This window comes from Streptomyces sp. NPDC104226, from assembly GCF_055584085.1.
The window spans coordinates 141028-158910 of sequence record NZ_JBVJMS010000017.1; the positions used below are offsets into that span (position 1 = coordinate 141028).

The 17883-nt window shown below is 71.6% G+C and carries 13 protein-coding genes and 1 tRNA gene; 10 read left to right on the forward strand and 4 right to left on the reverse strand.

Annotated features, from left to right (window positions below; genetic code table 11):
* Positions 1–69 precede the first annotated feature (69 nt).
* Positions 70–173: transfer RNA gene (locus ACZ60J_RS38055), tRNA-Asn, on the reverse strand.
* A 9-nt stretch (positions 174–182) separates the two neighbouring features.
* Positions 183–749, reverse strand: coding sequence for an NADAR family protein (locus ACZ60J_RS38060; protein WP_469688740.1), 567 nt, complete (start codon positions 747–749; stop codon positions 183–185).
* Between the two features lie 194 nt (positions 750–943).
* On the opposite strand from ACZ60J_RS38060, the gene ACZ60J_RS38065 reads away from it, so the two are divergent.
* The 8 genes from ACZ60J_RS38065 to ACZ60J_RS38100 all read left to right on the forward strand — a co-directional run bounded on the left by ACZ60J_RS38065 (position 944) and on the right by ACZ60J_RS38100 (position 10818).
* Positions 944–2470, forward strand: a complete 1527-nt coding sequence (locus tag ACZ60J_RS38065) for a gamma-aminobutyraldehyde dehydrogenase (RefSeq protein WP_469688756.1) — start codon at positions 944–946, stop codon at positions 2468–2470.
* A 51-nt stretch (positions 2471–2521) separates the two neighbouring features.
* Entirely contained in the window at positions 2522–3772 is a 1251-nt protein-coding gene (locus ACZ60J_RS38070) for a polyamine ABC transporter substrate-binding protein (protein ID WP_469688741.1), read from the forward strand.
* A 92-nt stretch (positions 3773–3864) separates the two neighbouring features.
* Positions 3865–5016 carry an ABC transporter ATP-binding protein gene (locus ACZ60J_RS38075; protein WP_469688742.1) on the forward strand — a complete coding sequence of 384 codons (1152 nt, stop codon included), beginning with the start codon at positions 3865–3867 and terminating at the stop codon, positions 5014–5016.
* Positions 5013–5942 (forward strand): ABC transporter permease, encoded by a 930-nt coding sequence (locus ACZ60J_RS38080; RefSeq protein ID WP_469688743.1) that lies wholly within the window; start codon positions 5013–5015, stop codon positions 5940–5942. Before ACZ60J_RS38075 ends, ACZ60J_RS38080 begins: the two co-directional genes overlap by 4 nt.
* On the forward strand, positions 5942–6748 hold the full coding sequence (locus ACZ60J_RS38085; RefSeq protein WP_266881382.1) for an ABC transporter permease: 807 nt from the start codon (positions 5942–5944) through the stop codon (positions 6746–6748). Before ACZ60J_RS38080 ends, ACZ60J_RS38085 begins: the two co-directional genes overlap by 1 nt.
* A 39-nt stretch (positions 6749–6787) precedes the next feature.
* Positions 6788–8206 (forward strand): NAD(P)/FAD-dependent oxidoreductase, encoded by a 1419-nt coding sequence (locus ACZ60J_RS38090; protein WP_469688744.1) that lies wholly within the window; start codon positions 6788–6790, stop codon positions 8204–8206.
* 160 nt (positions 8207–8366) lie between these two features.
* Positions 8367–8855 carry a bifunctional DNA primase/polymerase gene (locus ACZ60J_RS38095; RefSeq protein WP_469688745.1) on the forward strand — a complete coding sequence of 163 codons (489 nt, stop codon included), beginning with the start codon at positions 8367–8369 and terminating at the stop codon, positions 8853–8855.
* A 160-nt stretch (positions 8856–9015) separates the two neighbouring features.
* On the forward strand, positions 9016–10818 hold the full coding sequence (locus ACZ60J_RS38100) for a chitinase (protein ID WP_469688746.1): 1803 nt from the start codon (positions 9016–9018) through the stop codon (positions 10816–10818).
* On the opposite strand, the gene ACZ60J_RS38105 is transcribed toward ACZ60J_RS38100, so the two are convergent.
* Together ACZ60J_RS38105 and gabT are read right to left on the reverse strand one after the other, a co-directional pair.
* On the reverse strand, positions 10803–11363 hold the full coding sequence (locus tag ACZ60J_RS38105; protein ID WP_469688747.1) for a phosphatase PAP2 family protein: 561 nt from the start codon (positions 11361–11363) through the stop codon (positions 10803–10805). The genes ACZ60J_RS38100 and ACZ60J_RS38105 overlap by 16 nt on opposite strands.
* 465 nt (positions 11364–11828) lie before the next feature.
* Positions 11829–13163: a 4-aminobutyrate--2-oxoglutarate transaminase gene (gabT, locus tag ACZ60J_RS38110; RefSeq protein WP_469688748.1), complete on the reverse strand. Its 1335-nt coding sequence runs from the start codon at positions 13161–13163 to the stop codon at positions 11829–11831.
* Positions 13164–13419: 256 nt separating this feature from the next.
* On the opposite strand from gabT, the gene ACZ60J_RS38115 reads away from it, so the two are divergent.
* On the forward strand, positions 13420–15867 hold the full coding sequence (locus ACZ60J_RS38115; RefSeq protein ID WP_469688749.1) for an ATP/GTP-binding protein: 2448 nt from the start codon (positions 13420–13422) through the stop codon (positions 15865–15867).
* Positions 15868–16070: 203 nt separating this feature from the next.
* Entirely contained in the window at positions 16071–17648 is a 1578-nt protein-coding gene (locus ACZ60J_RS38120; RefSeq protein ID WP_469688750.1) for a PucR family transcriptional regulator, read from the forward strand.
* The last annotated feature ends 235 nt before the right edge of the window (positions 17649–17883 follow it).

Genomic DNA, 17883 nt, shown 5'->3' on the forward strand with positions numbered 1-17883 from the left:
AAGAGGTGTCCAGAGATCGAGGTCGGCGAAACCACGTGGTGCTCTACCAACTGAGCTACACCGGCCCGAAGCCGGTGACGGGACTCGAACCCGCGGCCGCCCCATTAACAGTGGAAGTAGGTCTCACCTGCGCACCTGGACAAGGATCACGCTAGCCGCACGCCTTCACCGGCCGCGAGCGATTAAACCTCCGCCTCCTGCAGCCCCGCCCGCAGCCGCTCGCGCGCCTCCATGAGCGCGAAGCCCAGGAGGTTCAGGCCGCGCCAGCGCGCCGGGTCCAGCGCGCGCTCGTCGTCGGCGGCCAGCCCGATGCCCCAGATCCGGTCCATGGGGCTGGCCTCCACCAGGACCCGCTCGCCGGTCGCGAGCAGGTACGAGGTCAGCGCCGGGTCGGAGCCGAACTTGTGCACGCTGCCCTCCACCACCAGCGCGAACCGCTCCCGCTCCCACACCGCGTCGTCGAAGCCGCGCACCAGCCGCCCGGCCTTCTTCGCCGCGGCCGGACTCGTCGCCTCCAGGGCCGCCCGCTCAGCCTCGGCGTCCCCGAACAGGCGTGCCTTTCCGGCCATCATCCAGTGCTCGGCGGTGGCGTACCGGACGTCACCCACGGTGAACTCGGACGGCCACCACTGACTGAGGCAGCTCGGTCCGAGCGATCCGTCGGGGCGCGGGCGGTGTCCCCAGAACGGCAGGAACTTCGGCCGCTCACCCCGGCTGACCTGCCCGATCAGTTCCTCGATCATCTCCATGCACGCGAGTCTCGCAGGAGCAGCGGACACTTCGTACGGGATTTCGGGCGCGCCTCGACACCCCGTCGACCGATTCCGTCGCGTAATCAAAAGGCAACAACGGAATCACTTGGCCGAGGGATGTACCTCTGTCAGGATCGGCACTCAATTCGAGCTGTAGCTCGAACTGTAGCTACGGAGAGCGTGAGAGCGTGATGGGCAACCGCTTCCAGGTCAAGGTCCAGGTCAAGGACCGCTTCGCCGAAGGCGCGCAGTACATCGACGGGCAGCTGCGGCCCGGAACCTCGGGCCGGTCACACACCGTGGTCGACCCCGCCACCGGCGAGGAGGTGCTCACCTACGAGCTGGCCTCCACCGCCGACGTGGACGCCGCCGTCGCCGCCGCCAAGCGGGCCTTCCCCGGCTGGTCGGGAGCCACCCCCGGGGAGCGCTCCGACGCGCTGCACCGGCTGGCCGGCGTCCTGTCCGAGCGGGCCGAGGAGTTCGCGTACGCCGAGTCCCTGCAGTGCGGCAAGCCGGTCAGGCTGTCGACGGAGTTCGACGTGCCGGGGACCATCGACAACACCGCCTTCTTCGCGGGCGCCGCGCGCCACCTCCAGGGGCAGGCCGCCGGGGAGTACTCCGGGGACCACACCTCGTACGTGCGCCGCGAGGCGATCGGGGTCGTGGGCTCCATCGCGCCGTGGAACTACCCGCTGCAGATGGCCGCCTGGAAGATCCTTCCGGCGATCGCCGCGGGCAACACCATCGTCCTCAAGCCCGCCGAGCTCACCCCGCTGACCTCCCTGATGTTCGCCCAGGCGGCCAAGGAAGCGGGCCTGCCCGACGGCGTGGTCAACATCGTCACCGGCGCCGGACGGGACGCGGGCGAGCACCTGGTCGGCCACCCGGACGTGGTCATGACCTCCTTCACCGGATCCACCGCCATCGGCAAGCGGGTCGCCGAGATCGCCACCGCCACCGTCAAGCGGCTCCACCTGGAGCTGGGCGGCAAGGCCCCCTTCCTCGTCTTCGACGACGCCGACCTGGAGGCCGCCGCCAACGGCGCCGTCGCCGCCTCCCTGATCAACACCGGCCAGGACTGCACGGCCGCCACCCGTGCCTACGTCCAGCGCCCCCTCCACGACGCCTTCGTCGCCCGGGTCGCCGAGCTGATGGAGACCGTGCGCGTCGGCGACCCCTTCGACCCGGCCACCGACCTCGGCCCGCTGGTCTCGCACGTGCACCGCGACCGGGTCGCCGGTTTCGTCGAGCGCGCCCGGTCCTACGCCACCGTCGTCACCGGCGGCGAGATCCCCGGGGGAGAGCTGGCGGACGGCGCGTACTACCGGCCCACGCTCATCTCCGGCGCCGCCCAGGACAGCGAGGTGGTCCAGTCCGAGATCTTCGGGCCGGTCCTCGTGGTCCTGCCCTTCGACACCGACGACGAGGGCATCGCGCTGGCCAACGACACCCCGTACGGTCTCGCCGCCTCCGCGTGGAGCCGGGACGTGTACCGGGCGAACCGTGCCACCCGTGAGCTCCAGGCGGGCTGCGTCTGGGTCAACGACCACATCCCGATCATCAGCGAGATGCCGCACGGGGGCTACAAGGCCAGTGGCTTCGGAAAGGACATGAGCACCTACTCCTTCGAGGAGTACACGCAGGTCAAGCACGTGATGTACGACAACACCGCGGTCGCCGCGAAGGACTGGCACCGCACGATCTTCGGGGACCGATAAGAGACAGCCGCCCGACCAGCGGCCCGCACCCATCCCGAAAGGGCACCTCCCATGGAGCAGTTCGAGCCCGACCGCCTCTCGGCGGCGCAACTCGCCGCTATGCGGCGCAGCCTCACCACCGGGCGCGGCGCCCTCACCCGCCGCTCCGTGCTGCGCGCCTCCGGAGTCGGAGCGCTCACCCTCGGCGGTCTGTCCGCGCTGGCCGGGTGCGGCATTCCGCCGGCCAAGCGCGCGGAGGGCACCGCCGCGGCCTCCGACGACCACTCGGACCAGGAGAAGGAGATCAACTTCTCCAACTGGACCGAGTACATGGACACCAGCGAGGACGAGAAGTCGCGTCCCACGCTGGAGGAGTTCGCCAAGCGGACCGGCATCAAGGTCAAGTACACCGAGGACATCAACGACAACGTCGAGTTCTTCGGCAAGATCAAGCCCCAGCTCGCGGCCGGCCAGGACACCGGCCGCGACCTGATCGTCGTCACCGACTGGCTCGCTTCGCGCATCATCCGGCTCGGCTGGGCCCAGAAGCTGGACCCCTCGCACCTCCCGCACGCCTACGCCAACCTGATCCCGCAGTTCCGCAGCCCCGACTGGGACCCGGGCCGCGCGTACAGCTACCCCTGGACCGGCATCAACACCGTGATCGCCTACAACACCAAGGCGACCGGCGGGAAGAAGGTCGACTCCGTCACGCAGATGCTCGACGACCCCTCCCTCAAGGGCCGCGTCGGCTTCCTCACCGAGATGCGCGACAGCGTCGGCATGACCCTGCTCGACCAGGGCAAGGACCCGGCGAAGTTCACCGACGCCGACTACGACGAGGCGATCGGCCGGCTCCAGAAGGGCGTGGACAAGAAGCAGATCCGCCGCTTCACCGGCAACGACTACACCGCGGACCTCGACAAGGGCGACCTCGCAGCCTGCCTGGCCTGGGCCGGCGACGTCATCCAGCTCCAGGCCGGCAACCCGGACATCCAGTACGCGATCCCGGCACCGGGCTACATCACCTCCAGCGACAACCTGCTGGTCCCCGTGAAGGCCCGGCACAAGGCCAACGCGGAGCGGCTCATCGACTACTACTACGAGCCCGAGGTGGCGGCGCAGCTGGCCGCCTACATCAGCTACGTCTGCCCCGTCGAGGGCGTCAAGGACGAGCTGGCCAAGATCGACCCGGAGCTCGCGGACAACGTCCTGATCGTCCCGGACAAGGCGATGGCCGCCAAGTCGCACGCCTTCCGCTCCCTCACCAGCGAGGAAGAGACGGCGTACGAGGAGAAGTTCGCCAAGCTCATCGGAGCCTGACGGGTCCCGCCGCAGTCCCCACCGACGCGCCGGAACCGGACCCCGTACCGGCACCTGCCCCTTCCACGACACACCACCGAAGGCCCAGGCCCATGACTGACAAGACCGAAGGCGGCGACGTCCGCCTCGCCGGGATCAGCAAGCACTACGGATCCTTCACCGCCGTGCACCCGCTGGACCTCACCATTCCCCAGGGCTCCTTCTTCGCCCTGCTCGGCGCCTCGGGCTGCGGGAAGACCACCACCCTGCGCATGATCGCCGGCCTGGAGGAGCCCTCCACCGGCACCGTCAGCCTCGGCGACCGCGAGGTCACGCACCTGCCGCCGTACAAGCGCCCGGTGAACACCGTCTTCCAGAGCTACGCGCTCTTCCCGCACCTCGACATCACCGAGAACATCGCCTTCGGCCTGCGCCGCCGCGGCATCAAGTCGGTCAAGAAGCAGGTCGACGACATGCTGGAGCTGGTCCAGCTCGGCCAGTTCGCCGGCCGCAAGCCGCACCAGCTCTCCGGCGGCCAGCAGCAGCGCGTCGCCGTCGCCCGCGCGCTCATCAACCACCCGCAGGTGCTGCTCCTCGACGAGCCGCTCGGCGCCCTCGACCTCAAGCTGCGCCGCCAGATGCAGCTGGAGCTCAAGCGGATCCAGACCGAGGTCGGCATCACCTTCGTGCACGTCACGCACGACCAGGAAGAGGCCATGACCATGGCCGACACGGTCGCCGTGATGAACGGCGGCCGCGTCGAGCAGCTCGGCGCCCCCGCCGAGCTCTACGAGAACCCGAAGACGACCTTCGTGGCGAACTTCCTCGGCACCTCCAACCTCATCGAGGCCGAGGTCCTGGAAGCCGGCGCGTCCGACGTCCTCGTCTCCTCGGCCGGTACGAAGCTCCGCGTCCCGGCGGCGCGATGTTCGACCACGCCCCGCGCCGGCGGCAAGCTGCTGGTCGGGGTGCGCCCGGAGAAGATCTCCCTGGTCCACGCGGACTCCGAGGACACCATCGAGACCGGCCGCAACAAGGTCGCCGGCAAGATCGCGGCCTCCTCCTTCATCGGGGTCTCCACCCAGTTCGTCATCGACAGCCCGGTCTGCCCGGAGCTGGAGGTGTACGTGCAGAACATCGAGCGCGACGCCCGCCTCGTCCCCGGTGCCGACGTGATACTCCACTGGAACCCGGACCACACCTTCGGCCTGGACGCCGACCAGGACATCGACGCGGGCATCGAGACGGTCGAGGAGTCCGCGTGACCGCCGTCGCCGCGCCGCCCCAGGCGCCCGCTCCGGCCGAACCCCCGGTGCACAAGCCGTCCCTGAAGAAGCGCCTGGTCCCGTACTGGCTGCTGCTCCCGGGCATCCTGTGGCTGCTCGTCTTCTTCGTGCTGCCGATGGTCTACCAGGCCTCGACCTCGGTGCAGACCGGCTCCCTCGAAGAGGGGTTCAAGGTCACCTGGCACTTCCAGACCTACTGGGACGCCTTCACCGAGTACTACCCGCAGTTCCTGCGCTCCCTGCTCTACGCCGGCACCGCGACCGTGCTCTGCCTGCTGCTGGGATACCCGCTGGCCTACCTGATCGCCTTCAAGGCGGGCCGCTGGCGCAATCTGCTCCTGGTGCTGGTCATCGCCCCGTTCTTCACCAGCTTCCTGATCCGCACCCTCGCCTGGAAGACGATCCTGGCCGACGGCGGCCCGGTGGTCGGCGTCCTCAACACCATCGGCTTCCTGGACGTCACCAGCTGGCTCGGCATGACCGAGGGCGACCGCGTCCTCGCCACGCCGCTCGCGGTCGTCTGCGGTCTGACGTACAACTTCCTCCCCTTCATGATCCTGCCGCTCTACACCTCGCTGGAGCGCATCGACACCCGCCTCCACGAGGCGGCCGGGGACCTGTACGCCCGCCCCGCCACGGTCTTCCGCAAGGTGACCTTCCCGCTGTCCATGCCGGGCGTGGTCTCCGGGACCCTGCTCACCTTCATCCCGGCGAGCGGCGACTACGTCAACGCCGAACTGCTCGGCTCCACGGACACCCGGATGATCGGCAACGTCATCCAGTCGCAGTACCTGCGCATCCTCGACTACCCGACGGCGGCCGCGCTGTCCTTCATCCTCATGGCCATCGTGCTCGTCATGGTCACCATCTACATCCGCCGAGCGGGGACGGAGGACCTGGTCTGATGAAGAGCGCCACCACCTGGCTGCGCCGCAACCTCGTCGTCATCGCGGGGCTCGGCACGCTCGCGTACCTCATCCTGCCGAACGTCGTCGTCACGGTCTTCTCCTTCAACAACCCCACCGGGCGCTTCAACTACGCCTGGCAGGAGTTCTCCCTCGACGCGTGGAAGGACCCCTGCGGGGTCGCCGACATGTGCGGGTCCCTGTCCCTCTCGCTCCAGATCGCCCTGTGGGCCACCATCGGCGCGACCGTGCTCGGCACCGCGATCGCCTTCGCGATGGTCCGCTACCGGTTCCGGGGGCGCGGCGCGGTCAACTCGCTGATCTTCCTGCCGATGGCCATGCCCGAGATCGTGATGGCGGCGTCCCTGCTCGCCCTCTTCCTCAACATGGGCATCCAGCTCGGCTTCTGGACGATCCTGATCGCCCACGTCATGTTCTGCCTCAGCTTCGTCGTCGCCGCCGTCAAGGCCCGGGTCCTCTCCATGGACCCCCGCCTGGAGGAAGCGGCCCGCGATCTCTACGCCGGGCCCGTGCAGACCTTCCTGCGCGTCACCCTGCCGATCGCGGCCCCCGGTATCGCGGCGGGCGCGCTGCTCTCCTTCGCGCTCTCCTTCGACGACTTCATCATCACCAACTTCAACTCGGGCAACACCGTCACCTTCCCCATGTTCGTGTGGGGATCGGCCCAGCGCGGTACGCCTGTACAGATCAACGTCATCGGCACCGCGATGTTCGTGATCGCGGTCCTGGTGGTGCTGGGCGGCCAGATGGTCGCCAACCGCCGCAAGAAGGCACAGCCCAAGTAAGCAGCAACACCTCGTAAGCCCTGTAGGGAGTTGGAAGACATGGCCCCAGACGCCATGCGCACCGCTGCACGATCCCTTTCCGAAGCGAAGCCGGTCTCGTACTGGCTGGACGACCCCGGCAAGCCCGCCGCCGAGCCCGCCCTCACCGGGGACGAGCACTGCGACCTGCTCGTCATCGGCGGCGGCTACAGCGGCCTGTGGACCGCGCTGCTCGCCAAGGAGCGCGACCCCGCCCGGGACATCGTCCTCATCGAGGGCCACGAGGCGGGCTGGGCCGCCTCGGGCCGCAACGGCGGCTTCTGCGCCGCCTCCCTCACCCACGGCCTCGCCAACGGGATGGCCCGCTGGCCGGACGAGCTCGCCACGCTCGAGGACCTGGGCGCCCGCAACCTCGACGCCATCGAGGAAGCGGTCGCCCGCTACGGCATCGACTGCGACTTCGAGCGCAGCGGCGAGATCGACGTGGCCACCGAGCCGCACCAGGTCGCCGAGCTCCGCGAGTTCCACGCGGAGGCCGTGCGGCTCGGCCTCGCGGGCCGCTCCGAATGGCTGGATGCGGACGCCCTCCGCGCCGAGGTCGACTCCCCGACCTTCCTCGGCGGGATCTGGGACCGCGACGGCGTCGCCATGCTCAACCCGGCGAAGCTCGCCTGGGGCCTCAAGCGCGCCTGCCTGGAGCTGGGCGTACGGATCTACGAGAACACGCGCGGGCTGGAGCTGGCCGGCTCGGGAGCCGGGATGGCCGTGCGGACCCCCTACGGGCGGGTCTTCGCCCGCCGGGTGGCGCTGGGCACCAACATCTTCCCGTCGCTGGTCAAGCGGGTGCGCCCGCTCACCGTCCCGGTGTACGACTACGCGCTGATGACGGAGCCCCTGACCGAGGAGCAGCTCGCCTCCATCGGCTGGAAGAACCGCCAGGGCCTCGGCGACAGCGCCAACCAGTTCCACTACTTCCGGATCACCCCCGACCGGCGGATCCTGTGGGGCGGCTACGACGCGATCTACCCGTACGGCGGCAAGCTCGACGCCGAGCACGACCACCGGCCCGAGACCTACCTCAAACTCGCCGAGCACTTCTTCACCTGCTTCCCGCAGCTGGAAGGGGTGAAGTTCAGCCACGCCTGGGGCGGGGCGATCGACACCTGCTCGCGCTTCTCCGCCTTCTTCGGCACCGCGCACGCGGGCAAGGTCGCCTACGCGGCCGGCTACACCGGACTGGGCGTCGGAGCCACCCGCTTCGGCGCCGACGTGATGCTCGACCTCCTGGCGGGGGAGAAGACCGAGCGCACCGAGCTGGAGATGGTCCGCTCCAAGCCGATGCCCTTCCCGCCCGAGCCCTTCGCGTGGACCGGCATCACGATGACGAAGTGGTCGCTGGCCAGGGCCGACCGGATGGGCGGGCACCGCAACCTGTGGCTGAAGACGCTGGACCGCTTCGGTCTCGGCTTCGACAGCTGATCGGGTAAGCGACCTCCGCACGCCCCGGGCGCACACCGCCCGGTCCGGTGTGACCTGCTTCACTACCATGGAGTAACGAAACCCGCGTCATACCCGCGCCCGGCCCCGCTCTCTCCAGTGAGAACGCTTCACCTCACCCACAGAGAGCGGAGGCCGGGCGATGACGATCCCGGGGAACAAGACGGCAGTGGAATGGCTGGTCTCGGTGGCGCCCGATCCGGACGCCTGCCGGCGGGAGTGGGAGCGCAACCCCCTCGGGGTCGCCCTGCTGCCCGCCGGCCGTCGCTGGGACGTGCTGATCCTGCCGGGGGAGCTGGGACACGCCACCCTCGACGTACTGAACGCGCTGCTCGACCGGCCAGGCCCGGTGCTCGCCGATTTCGGCGCCACGCGGCGGAGCCGCACGGTCTTCGGCAGGCTGGGCTTCTTCGTGCCTCCGGGCACGACGTCCCGCTGGATCGGGTCGGGGGTGCGGGGAGCCGGACACGGGAGCTGGATCGTGGTCCCGTACCCCGGCCGGGCCACGGGCGGGGTCCGCTGGCTCGTGGTCCCGGACGGGCAGGGCACGCTCACCGATCCGGAGGTACTGGAGCTCGCGATGCACGAGGCGGCGGCCCGCGTCGTGGGGCGGGAGGGCCGGAAGTCTTGACAAGGGCATTGGTCTGGACCATCTTGGGCGCCGCTGCGCCTTCCCCCACGGCTTCACCGCGCGCGGCCCGGCTCCATCCCCCCATGTACCGGAGGCAGTTGTGCGCCCCACCCGTCCTGCCGGCCCCAGCGGCCCCGCCAGACCCACCGTCATACGCTCCGTGCTGTCCCTCCTTACCGCCGCCGCCCTCGCGGCGGCCGGACTCCTCGCCACCGGCCAGCCCGCCGCCGCGGCCGACGCCGACCTCATCCGCAACGGCGGCTTCGAAGCCGGCCTCGACGGCTGGAGCTGCTCGGCCGGCAGCGGAGCCCTCGTCAGCACCCCGGTGCACGGAGGCACTTCGGCCCTCAAGGGCACCCCGGCCGGGCAGGACAACGCCCGCTGCTCCCAGACCGTCACCGTCAAGCCCGACTCCGCCTACACGTTGAGCGCCTGGGTGCAGGGCGCGTACGTCTACCTCGGCGCGACCGGCACCGGGACCACGGACGCGCAGACCTGGACCCAGAGCCCGGGTGCCTGGAAGCAGCTGAGCACGAGCTTCCGTACCGGTGCGAACACCACCTCCGTGACCGTGTACACGCAGGGCTGGTACGGCCAGCCGCCGCAGTTCACCGACGACGTGACCCTCGTCGGCCCGGACCCCGGCGGCTCCGGCCCGGGCCCCCAGGTCCCGGCCGCGCCCACCGGGCTCACCGCGTCCGCCTCCTCCTCCACCGCGGTCAACCTCTCCTGGGCCGCCGCGACCGGAGCCACCTCGTACAAGGTCTACCGGGACGGCGCGAACCCGACCACCGTCAGCGCCACCTCGGCCACGGTCACCGGCCTCACCGCCGCGACGACGTACTCCTTCCAGGTCAGCGCGGTCAACGCGGCCGGCGAGTCCCCGAAGAGCGCCGCCGTCCCGGTGACCACGCCGAGCGGCCCGGGCAACCCCGGCAACCCGGGCCTGCCCGCCCACGCCCTCGTCGGCTACCTGCACGCCAGCTTCGCCAACGGCTCCGGCTACGTCCGGATGGCCGACGTACCCGCCTCGTGGGACGTCATCAACCTGGCCTTCGGCGAACCCACCTCGGTGACCTCCGGTGACATCCGCTTCCAGCTCTGCCCGGTCAGCGAGTGCCCGACCGTGGAATCGGCCGCGGAGTTCAAGGCGGCCATCAAGGCCAAGCAGGCCGCGGGCAAGAAGGTGCTGATCTCGATCGGCGGCCAGAACGGCCAGGTCCAGCTGGGCACCACGGCGGCCCGCGACACCTTCGTCTCCTCCGTCAGCAAGATCATCGACGAGTACGGGCTCAACGGCCTCGACATCGACTTCGAGGGCCACTCCCTCTCCCTGGCCACGGGCGACACAGACTTCCGCGCCCCCACCACCCCGGTGATCGTCAACCTGATCTCCGCCGTGAAGACCCTGAAGGCCAAGTACGGCCCGGAGTTCATCCTGACGATGGCCCCCGAGACCTTCTTCGTCCAGCTCGGCTACCAGTACTACGGATCCGGCCCCTGGGGCGGCCAGGACCCGCGCGCCGGCGCCTACCTCCCGGTCATCCACGCCCTGCGCGACGACCTCACCCTGCTCCACGTCCAGGACTACAACTCGGGCTCGATCATGGGCCTCGACAACCAGTACCACTCCATGGGCGGAGCCGACTTCCACATCGCCATGACCGACATGCTGCTCACGGGCTTCCCCGTGGCCGGCAACACCTCCCGCGTCTTCCCCGCGCTGCGCGCCGACCAGGTCGCCATCGGCCTGCCGGCCACCACCAACGCGGGCAACGGCCACACCTCCCCGGCGGAGGTCAACAAGGCGCTGGACTGCCTGACGAAGAAGGTGAGCTGCGGCTCGTACCAGACCCACGGCACCTGGCCCGCCCTGCGCGGCCTGATGACCTGGTCGATCAACTGGGACCGCTTCGGCAGCTGGGAGTTCTCGAAGAACTTCGACGCCTACTTCGGCGGCTGACCGGAGGCTTCACCATCGGACACGGCGGGGCCGGGGCGAGCGCGCCCCGGCCCCGCCGCGCGCCGCACCCCGAGCAGCAGCGGCGTGCACATCAGGAGGCTGGCCAGGACGTCCAGGGGCCAGTGGTAGCCGCGCAGGATCAGCCCCGTCGCCGTCAGGGCGGTGAGGGCGGCCGCGAGCAGCAGGGGCCAGCGGCCCCGGACGTACGGGCGCACGAGCAGGGCGGCGCCCGCGTACGCCACGTAGGCGGTGGCCGTGTGGCCCGAGGGGTAGTAGCCCGAGGCCCAGGGCTCCAGGGGGCCCGGCCGGGCGGTCCACTCCTTCAGCGGGACGATCAGGGCCGGCACCAGGGCCATGGCCAGGGCTGCCGCCGCCGCGCCCCGCCGGTTGCCGCGCCGGGCGGCGTAGAGCGCCGCGAGGAGCAGGACGGGGACCGCGACCGGGACGTTGCCGAGGTCGGACAGGCGCTGGGTGACCGCGTCGGGGACGGTGCGCACGAGCGCCCGGCTGAGGGCGGCGTCCGGGACCAGCAGGGGCCCGGACACGAGGACCTGCCAGGTGGTCAGGGCGAAGAGCGTGACGCAGAGTGCGGAGATCGCGCAGGCCGCGCGGCCCGGGGAGATCCCCGGACGGAGAGTGGCCGGCCGCCCCGGAACAGGGGGGGTGGTTCCGGGGCGGCCGCCCGGATCGGGTTGCCGGGCGCCCCGGGGGGTTTGGGGCGTGCGGCCGTCCGATCGGTGAGGAGTGTGCGCGAACGCATGCCCAGTGCGGCGCTGGGGAAGCCCGGTACTGGTGTCGCTTCCGATTTCCCGGGAGCGGGGTGTCTCACTCATCTGCAGAAACCGTACGGCAGCGGAAGGGGGACCGACAGCAGGAAAACGCTCCCGCCATCGGCCCCCCACACCTTCTTCACAGCGCCCGACCGTTACCCGCGGTAGTGACCGCGCGGTGATCGAAGATCGCGTCCTCGCGTTCTAGCACCCGCGTCAGACGTTCGAGCCGAGTGTCCGTCAGAGGGTCGCGAACGCGGCCTCGATGACGTCCAGGCCCTCGTTCAGCAGGTCCTCGCCGATGACGAGCGGCGGCAGGAAGCGGAGCACGTTGCCGTAGGTGCCGCAGGTGAGGACGAGGACGCCCTCGGCGTGGCAGGCCTTGGCGAGCGCGGCGGCCGCCTCCGGGTTCGGGGTCTTGGAGGCGGGGTCCTTGACCAGCTCGATCGCGATCATGGCGCCGCGGCCGCGGATGTCGCCGACGATGTCGAACTTCTCCTGGATGGCCGTCAGGCGGGCCTTCATGACGGACTCGATCTTCTTCGCCGCGGCGTTGAGGTCGAGCTCCTTCATGGTCTCGATGGAGCCGAGCGCACCGGCGCAGGCCACCGGGTTGCCGCCGTAGGTACCGCCCAGGCCGCCGCCGTGCACGGAGTCCATGATCTCGGCGCGGCCGGTCACCGCGGCGAGGGGCAGACCGCCCGCGATGCCCTTGGCGGTCGTGATGAGGTCGGGGACGATGCCCTCGTCCTCGCACGCGAACCACTGGCCGGTGCGGCAGAAGCCGGACTGGATCTCGTCGGCGACGAAGACGATGCCGTTGTCGTTGGCGAACTTCACGATCGCCGGGAGGAAGCCCTTGGCCGGCTCGATGAAGCCGCCCTCGCCGAGCACCGGCTCGATGATGATCGCGGCGACGTTCTCGGCGCCGATCTGCTTCACGATGTTGTCGATCGCCTGGGCGGCGGCCTCGGGACCGCAGTTCTCGGCGCCGGTCGGCCAGCGGTAGCCGTAGGCGACCGGGACGCGGTACACCTCGGGGGCGAACGGGCCGAAGCCCTGCTTGTACGGCATGTTCTTCGAGGTCAGCGCCATCGTGAGGTTCGTACGGCCGTGGTAGCCGTGGTCGAAGACGACGACGGCCTGGCGCTTGGTGTACGAACGGGCGATCTTGACGGCGTTCTCGACGGCCTCGGCGCCGGAGTTGAACAGCGCCGACTTCTTCTCGTGGTCACCCGGGGTGAGCTCGGCGAGGGCCTCGCAGACCTCCACGTAGCCCTCGTAGGGGGTGACCATGAAACAGGTGTGGGTGAAGTCGGCGAGCTGCGCGGCGGCGCGGCGCACGACGGCCTCGGCGGAGGCGCCGACCGAGGTCACGGCGATGCCGGAACCGAAGTCGATCATGCGGTTGCCGTCGACGTCCTCGATGATGCCGCCGCCCGCGCGGGCCGTGAAGACGGGGAGCACGGAGCCCACGCCACCGGCCACCGTCGACAGACGGCGGGCCTGCAGCTCCTGCGACTTGGGGCCGGGGATCGCGGTGACGATGCGGCGCTCCTGCGGGACAGCGGTCATAGGGGGCTCCTGGGGGGTGTTTTCGGACGCACTTGTGTCTTTGTCCGCAGGCTAGGCCCGGGAGGCGGGGTCCTGCATGCTCCGTTCGGGAGTGGTCCCCGCGTGTCCTTGTCCGTGACGGCCATAGGAAGGAATCCGGGCCTGTCTTGTGGATCATGACCGGGTGCGGGCCGCGGAGCGGCGACGACCACTAGATTGAGCGCGCAGTGCAGTGCGGCGCAGCGCAGTGCGGCAACGGGCAGGGGGCAGAGGTTTCATGGACACCGACGGCACGCACGGCGGGGACCGCGGCGGTCACGGCGGCTCGCCCGACGTGGGGACCGGCGGTCCCCACATCCCCCGGCCGGCCGGACCGCCGCCGGCGCCGCCGCGCCCGGTCCAGGCCCCGCCGCCGCCCGCGTACGCGCCGGGGAGCCCTGCCGCGGGCGCGACCGGGGCTCCTGCGGCTCCCGAGGCTCCCGCGGCGACGCCCTTCACCGCCTGGCTGAACGCCCCGCGACCGCAGGCCAAGCCCGGCATCTGGCGCTACGCCTACACCCCGGCCGCACCGAAGCCGGAGCACAACGGCCGGTCGCTGATCACACGGGTCGTGATCTCCTTCCTGGTCTTCTTCGTGTGCTGGCAGGCCTTCCTCGACGGGAACCTCCCCTTCCTCGGGGCCCCGCTCTACTACTTCACCCCCGACAGCTGGTGGGAGGGCGGCCTGATCAACGGCCCGGTCGACCACCGGGGGCAGGCGGCCCTCGAGGTCTACGTCCTGCTGGTCACCGTGGGTCTGTGCATCGCGTTCGCCAAGATGGGCGGCTGGCGGACCGCCTTCGACCAGCTGATCGCGGCCCGCGGCCCCTGGTACCGCGCGCTGGGCGCCGCGGCAGGAGCCTTCGTCGTGGTCATGCTGATCCAGACCCAGACCGTGGTCGTCTACCCCTTGGTCTTCGGGCACCTGCCGTACGCCGAGCTCGGCGAAACGGGCGGCTCGGTGGTCACCAACGCCCTCTACGTACTGATCTACGCCCCCGTCGTCGTCCTCTTCGCCCGGCTCGGCGGCTGGACCACCCTGCTGACCGGCCTCCGCTCCTCCGCACCATCCGCCGACGCCCCGCAGGCCGTGACCCCCGACGGCCCGGACGCACCGGCCGGCTGGCCGCACCTGCGTGCCGCCGGGCTCGGGGAGAGCGCGGACCGGCTGGCGGCAGAAGCCCGGCAGGGCCGGATGAACGACGTCGACCACGCACGGATCCGGCGGGCCTGGGAGTCCGTGCAGGCCGACCCCACGCGCCGCCCCGCCTTCGTGGAAGCCGTACGGGACAAGGGCGCGGCCGCCTGCGGCCACCCCTCGGGCGCCCGCGACCTGCCCGCCCGTACCGCCTCCCACGACCTGACCGTCGGACAGGTCTGGCTCGGCAAGGTCACCGGCGCCGAGCCGAACCCCCACGAACGCCGCGGGACCGGGCTGGCCCTCGACCCCGGCGTGCTGGGCACGTCGGTCCTCGCCGTCGGCCCCTCGGGCTCGGGCAAGACGCACGGGCTGGTCAGGCCGGTCGTGGAGTCGCTCGCCCTCCAGGCGCTGGCCGGGCAGGCGGCCGTGATCGCCGTCGGCGCCGCCGGATCCCGCCTCGGACCCGACGAGGCCTACGACATCGTGGTGCGCCCGGGCGACCCGGCATCCGTGCACGACCTCGACCTCTACGGCGGCACCGGCGACTCAGACGAGGCCGCCTCCCTCCTCGCCGAGGCATTCGTGGGCGACCTGCCGGGCGTCGACGTACGCCGGGCGGCAACGGCGCTCGCCCAGATCCTCGGCCCGTTCCGTGCCGCGTACGGCCGCTTCCCGACCGTGCCCGAACTGCGCTCCCTGCTCGAACAGCTGCCCGCGGCGCTCGGGGCCCTGCGCCACCAGCTGGAGGCCTCCGGGCAGCAGGGCATGCTGCGCGAGCTCGATGCCCGGGCACGGCAGCACGCCGTCCACGGCGACCCCGGACCGGTCCTCGCCGACCGGGCGGCCCTGCTCGACCGGCCCGCGTTCCACGGCTTCTTCGACACCACCGGCGGCGGGCGGCCCTTCTCCCTGCGTGCCCTGGGACACCCGGTCCGGGTGCGCGTGGACCTCCCCGAGCGCGGGCACCCGGACGCCTCCCGGCTGCTGGCCCGGCTCCTCCTCGCCCAGTTCAACGCGGCGGCCGCGGCCCGCGCGGACCGCTCCCTGTTCGCCTTCCTGGCCCTCGACGACGCTTCGCACACCCTCACCGCCGAGGCCGTACGCGGCATGCAGGGGCTCCGGTCCGCCAACGCGGGCGTTCTCCTGGCGCTGCGCACCCTGGACGACGTACCCGAAGGGCTGCGCACCCCGCTCCTCGGAACGGTCGGCTGCCGGATGGCCTTCTCCGGGGTCACCACGTGGGACGGCAAGTGGTTCGCCGACGCCTGGGGGACCGAGCTGGTCGAGACGCGGGACGTCACGAGCCGCACGGTCTACGCCGACCAGCCCTTCACCCGCGCCGTGCACGCGGTCCGCAAGGTGATCACCGGCAAGGCGGTCACCACGGACGCGGTCACCGTGCGCAAGGTGGAGCGGGAACGCTGGTCGGCCTCCGCCCTCGCCAACACCGTGCCCCCCGGCCACGCCGTGCTCTCCCTCACCTCCGTCCGCGGCGAGCGGGCCGCCCCGCTGCTGGTGCGGCTCGGGGGGCCTGGGCAGGGCTGAGGCCGGGAGGGGGGAAGGCGGACGGAGGGAGCGAATCCGTACGAGGTGGCAGAATCGAGGGAGCCGTTCGTACGACACGGCGAAAACCGCGGGGGCGGGCCACGGCGAGAATCCTCCGTCGGCACCTCGCCGCCGCACCCCCCTTGTCTTCCTTTTTCCCTCCTCTTCCTCTCCGTTCCTCTCCCTAAGGCGCCCCGGTACCCATGCCGCTCACCCTCGCCTCGCTCGTCCAGCACTCGGCGCTCAAACTCAGCGTCCGGGCCGGGGAAGGCCGCCTCGACACCCCCGTGCGCTGGGCCCACGTCAGTGAGCTCGCCGACCCCGTGCCGTACATGGAAGGCGGGGAGCTCCTCCTCATCACCGCGATGAAGCTCGACGCGGAGGACCCCGAGGAGATGCGGCGCTACGTGCGCAGGCTCGCGGCCGCCGGGGTCGTCGGCATCGGCTTCGCCATCGGCGTGAACTACGAGGCCGTTCCCGAAGCGCTCGTCGAAGCCGCCACCGCCGAGGACCTGCCGCTGCTGGAGGTGCCCCGCCGCACCCCGTTCCTCGCCATCAGCAAGGCCGTCTCCGCCGCCCTCGCCGCCGACCAGTACCGGGCCGTCACCGCAGGCTTCGAGGCCCAGCGCGAGCTGACCCGGGCCGCGCTGTCCGCCGACGGGCCCGCCGAACTGCTGACCAAGCTTGCCGCGCACGTGCACGGCTGGGCCGCCCTGTACGACACCTCGGGCGCCGTCGTCGCCGCCGCCCCCGACTGGGCAGCGCGCCGGGCCGCCCGGCTCACCCCCGACGTGGAACGGCTCCGCGAGCGGCCGGCGCCGGCCAGCGCCGTGGTCGGCGGCTCCGAGGACCGGGTGGAACTCCAGTCCCTGGGCACCGGCCGGCGGGCGCGCGGAGCCCTCGCCGTCGGTACCGGGGCCCCGCTCGGCACCGCGGAGCGGTACGCCGTCCACTCCGCGGTAGCCCTGCTCACCCTCACCACCGAACGCTCCCGCTCCCTGCACGACGCGGAATCCCGGCTCGGCGCCGCCGTGCTGCGCATGCTGCTCGCCGGCGAGGCGGAACCCGCCCAAGCCGTGGCCGGCGACCTGTACGGGGCCCTGCTCGACGCCCCGTTCCGGATCCTCGTGGCGGAACCCGCCCTCGCGGGCACGGCCCAGCCGGAGGGACTGGCGATGCTCGCCGACGCCGTGGAATCGGCGGCGGCGCGCACGGGGGAGACCCTGCTGGTGGTGCCCGAGCCCGGCCGGCTCGTGGTCCTGGCGGCCGACGGGGGCTCGGCGGTGCAGGCCTGCATGGACCACGCGGAGGCCCTGGAATCGCGCCGCGGCCGGGACTCGGCCGAACCGGAGCCGGACGAACTCGTCCTCGGCCTCTCCGCGCCCGCGGTGGCCTCCGGCGTGGCGGCCGCCTTCAAACAGGCCGACCAGGCCCTGGCCGTGGCCCGGCGGCGCGGCCGCCCCATGGTCGAACACGAGGACCTGGCCGCGGGCTCGGTCCTCCCCCTCCTCGCCGACGACGCGGTACGGGCCTTCGCGGACGGCACGCTGCGGGCGCTGCGCGAGCACGACGAGAAGGGGCGGGGCGACCTGGTGGCCTCCCTCCAGGCCTGGCTCTCCCGCCACGGCCAGTGGGACGCGGCCGCGGCCGACCTCGGCGTGCACCGGCACACGCTGCGCTACCGGATGCGCCGCGTCGAGGAGATCCTCGGCCGCTCCCTCGATGACCCGGACGTCCGCATGGAACTGTGGCTCTCCCTGAAGGCCACCGCCCCTTCCTGATGCTCCGCTCGCACCGCTCGGCCCTTGCGGGCCTCCCGGGCTTCGCGTCGCTGTGCCGGGCCCCTTCTTGACGCGTCGCTCGCACCGCTGCGCGGGCTTCGCGTCGCTGCGCCTGACTCCGTCCGTCGGTGGCCGGTCGTGGCTGTCGCCCCTGCCGTCCGGCGCGGGTGCGGGTGGGCGGGTGCGGCTGGGTCGGCCCTGCGGGGCGAGGTCCCCTACCCGCCCTTCGCCCGTT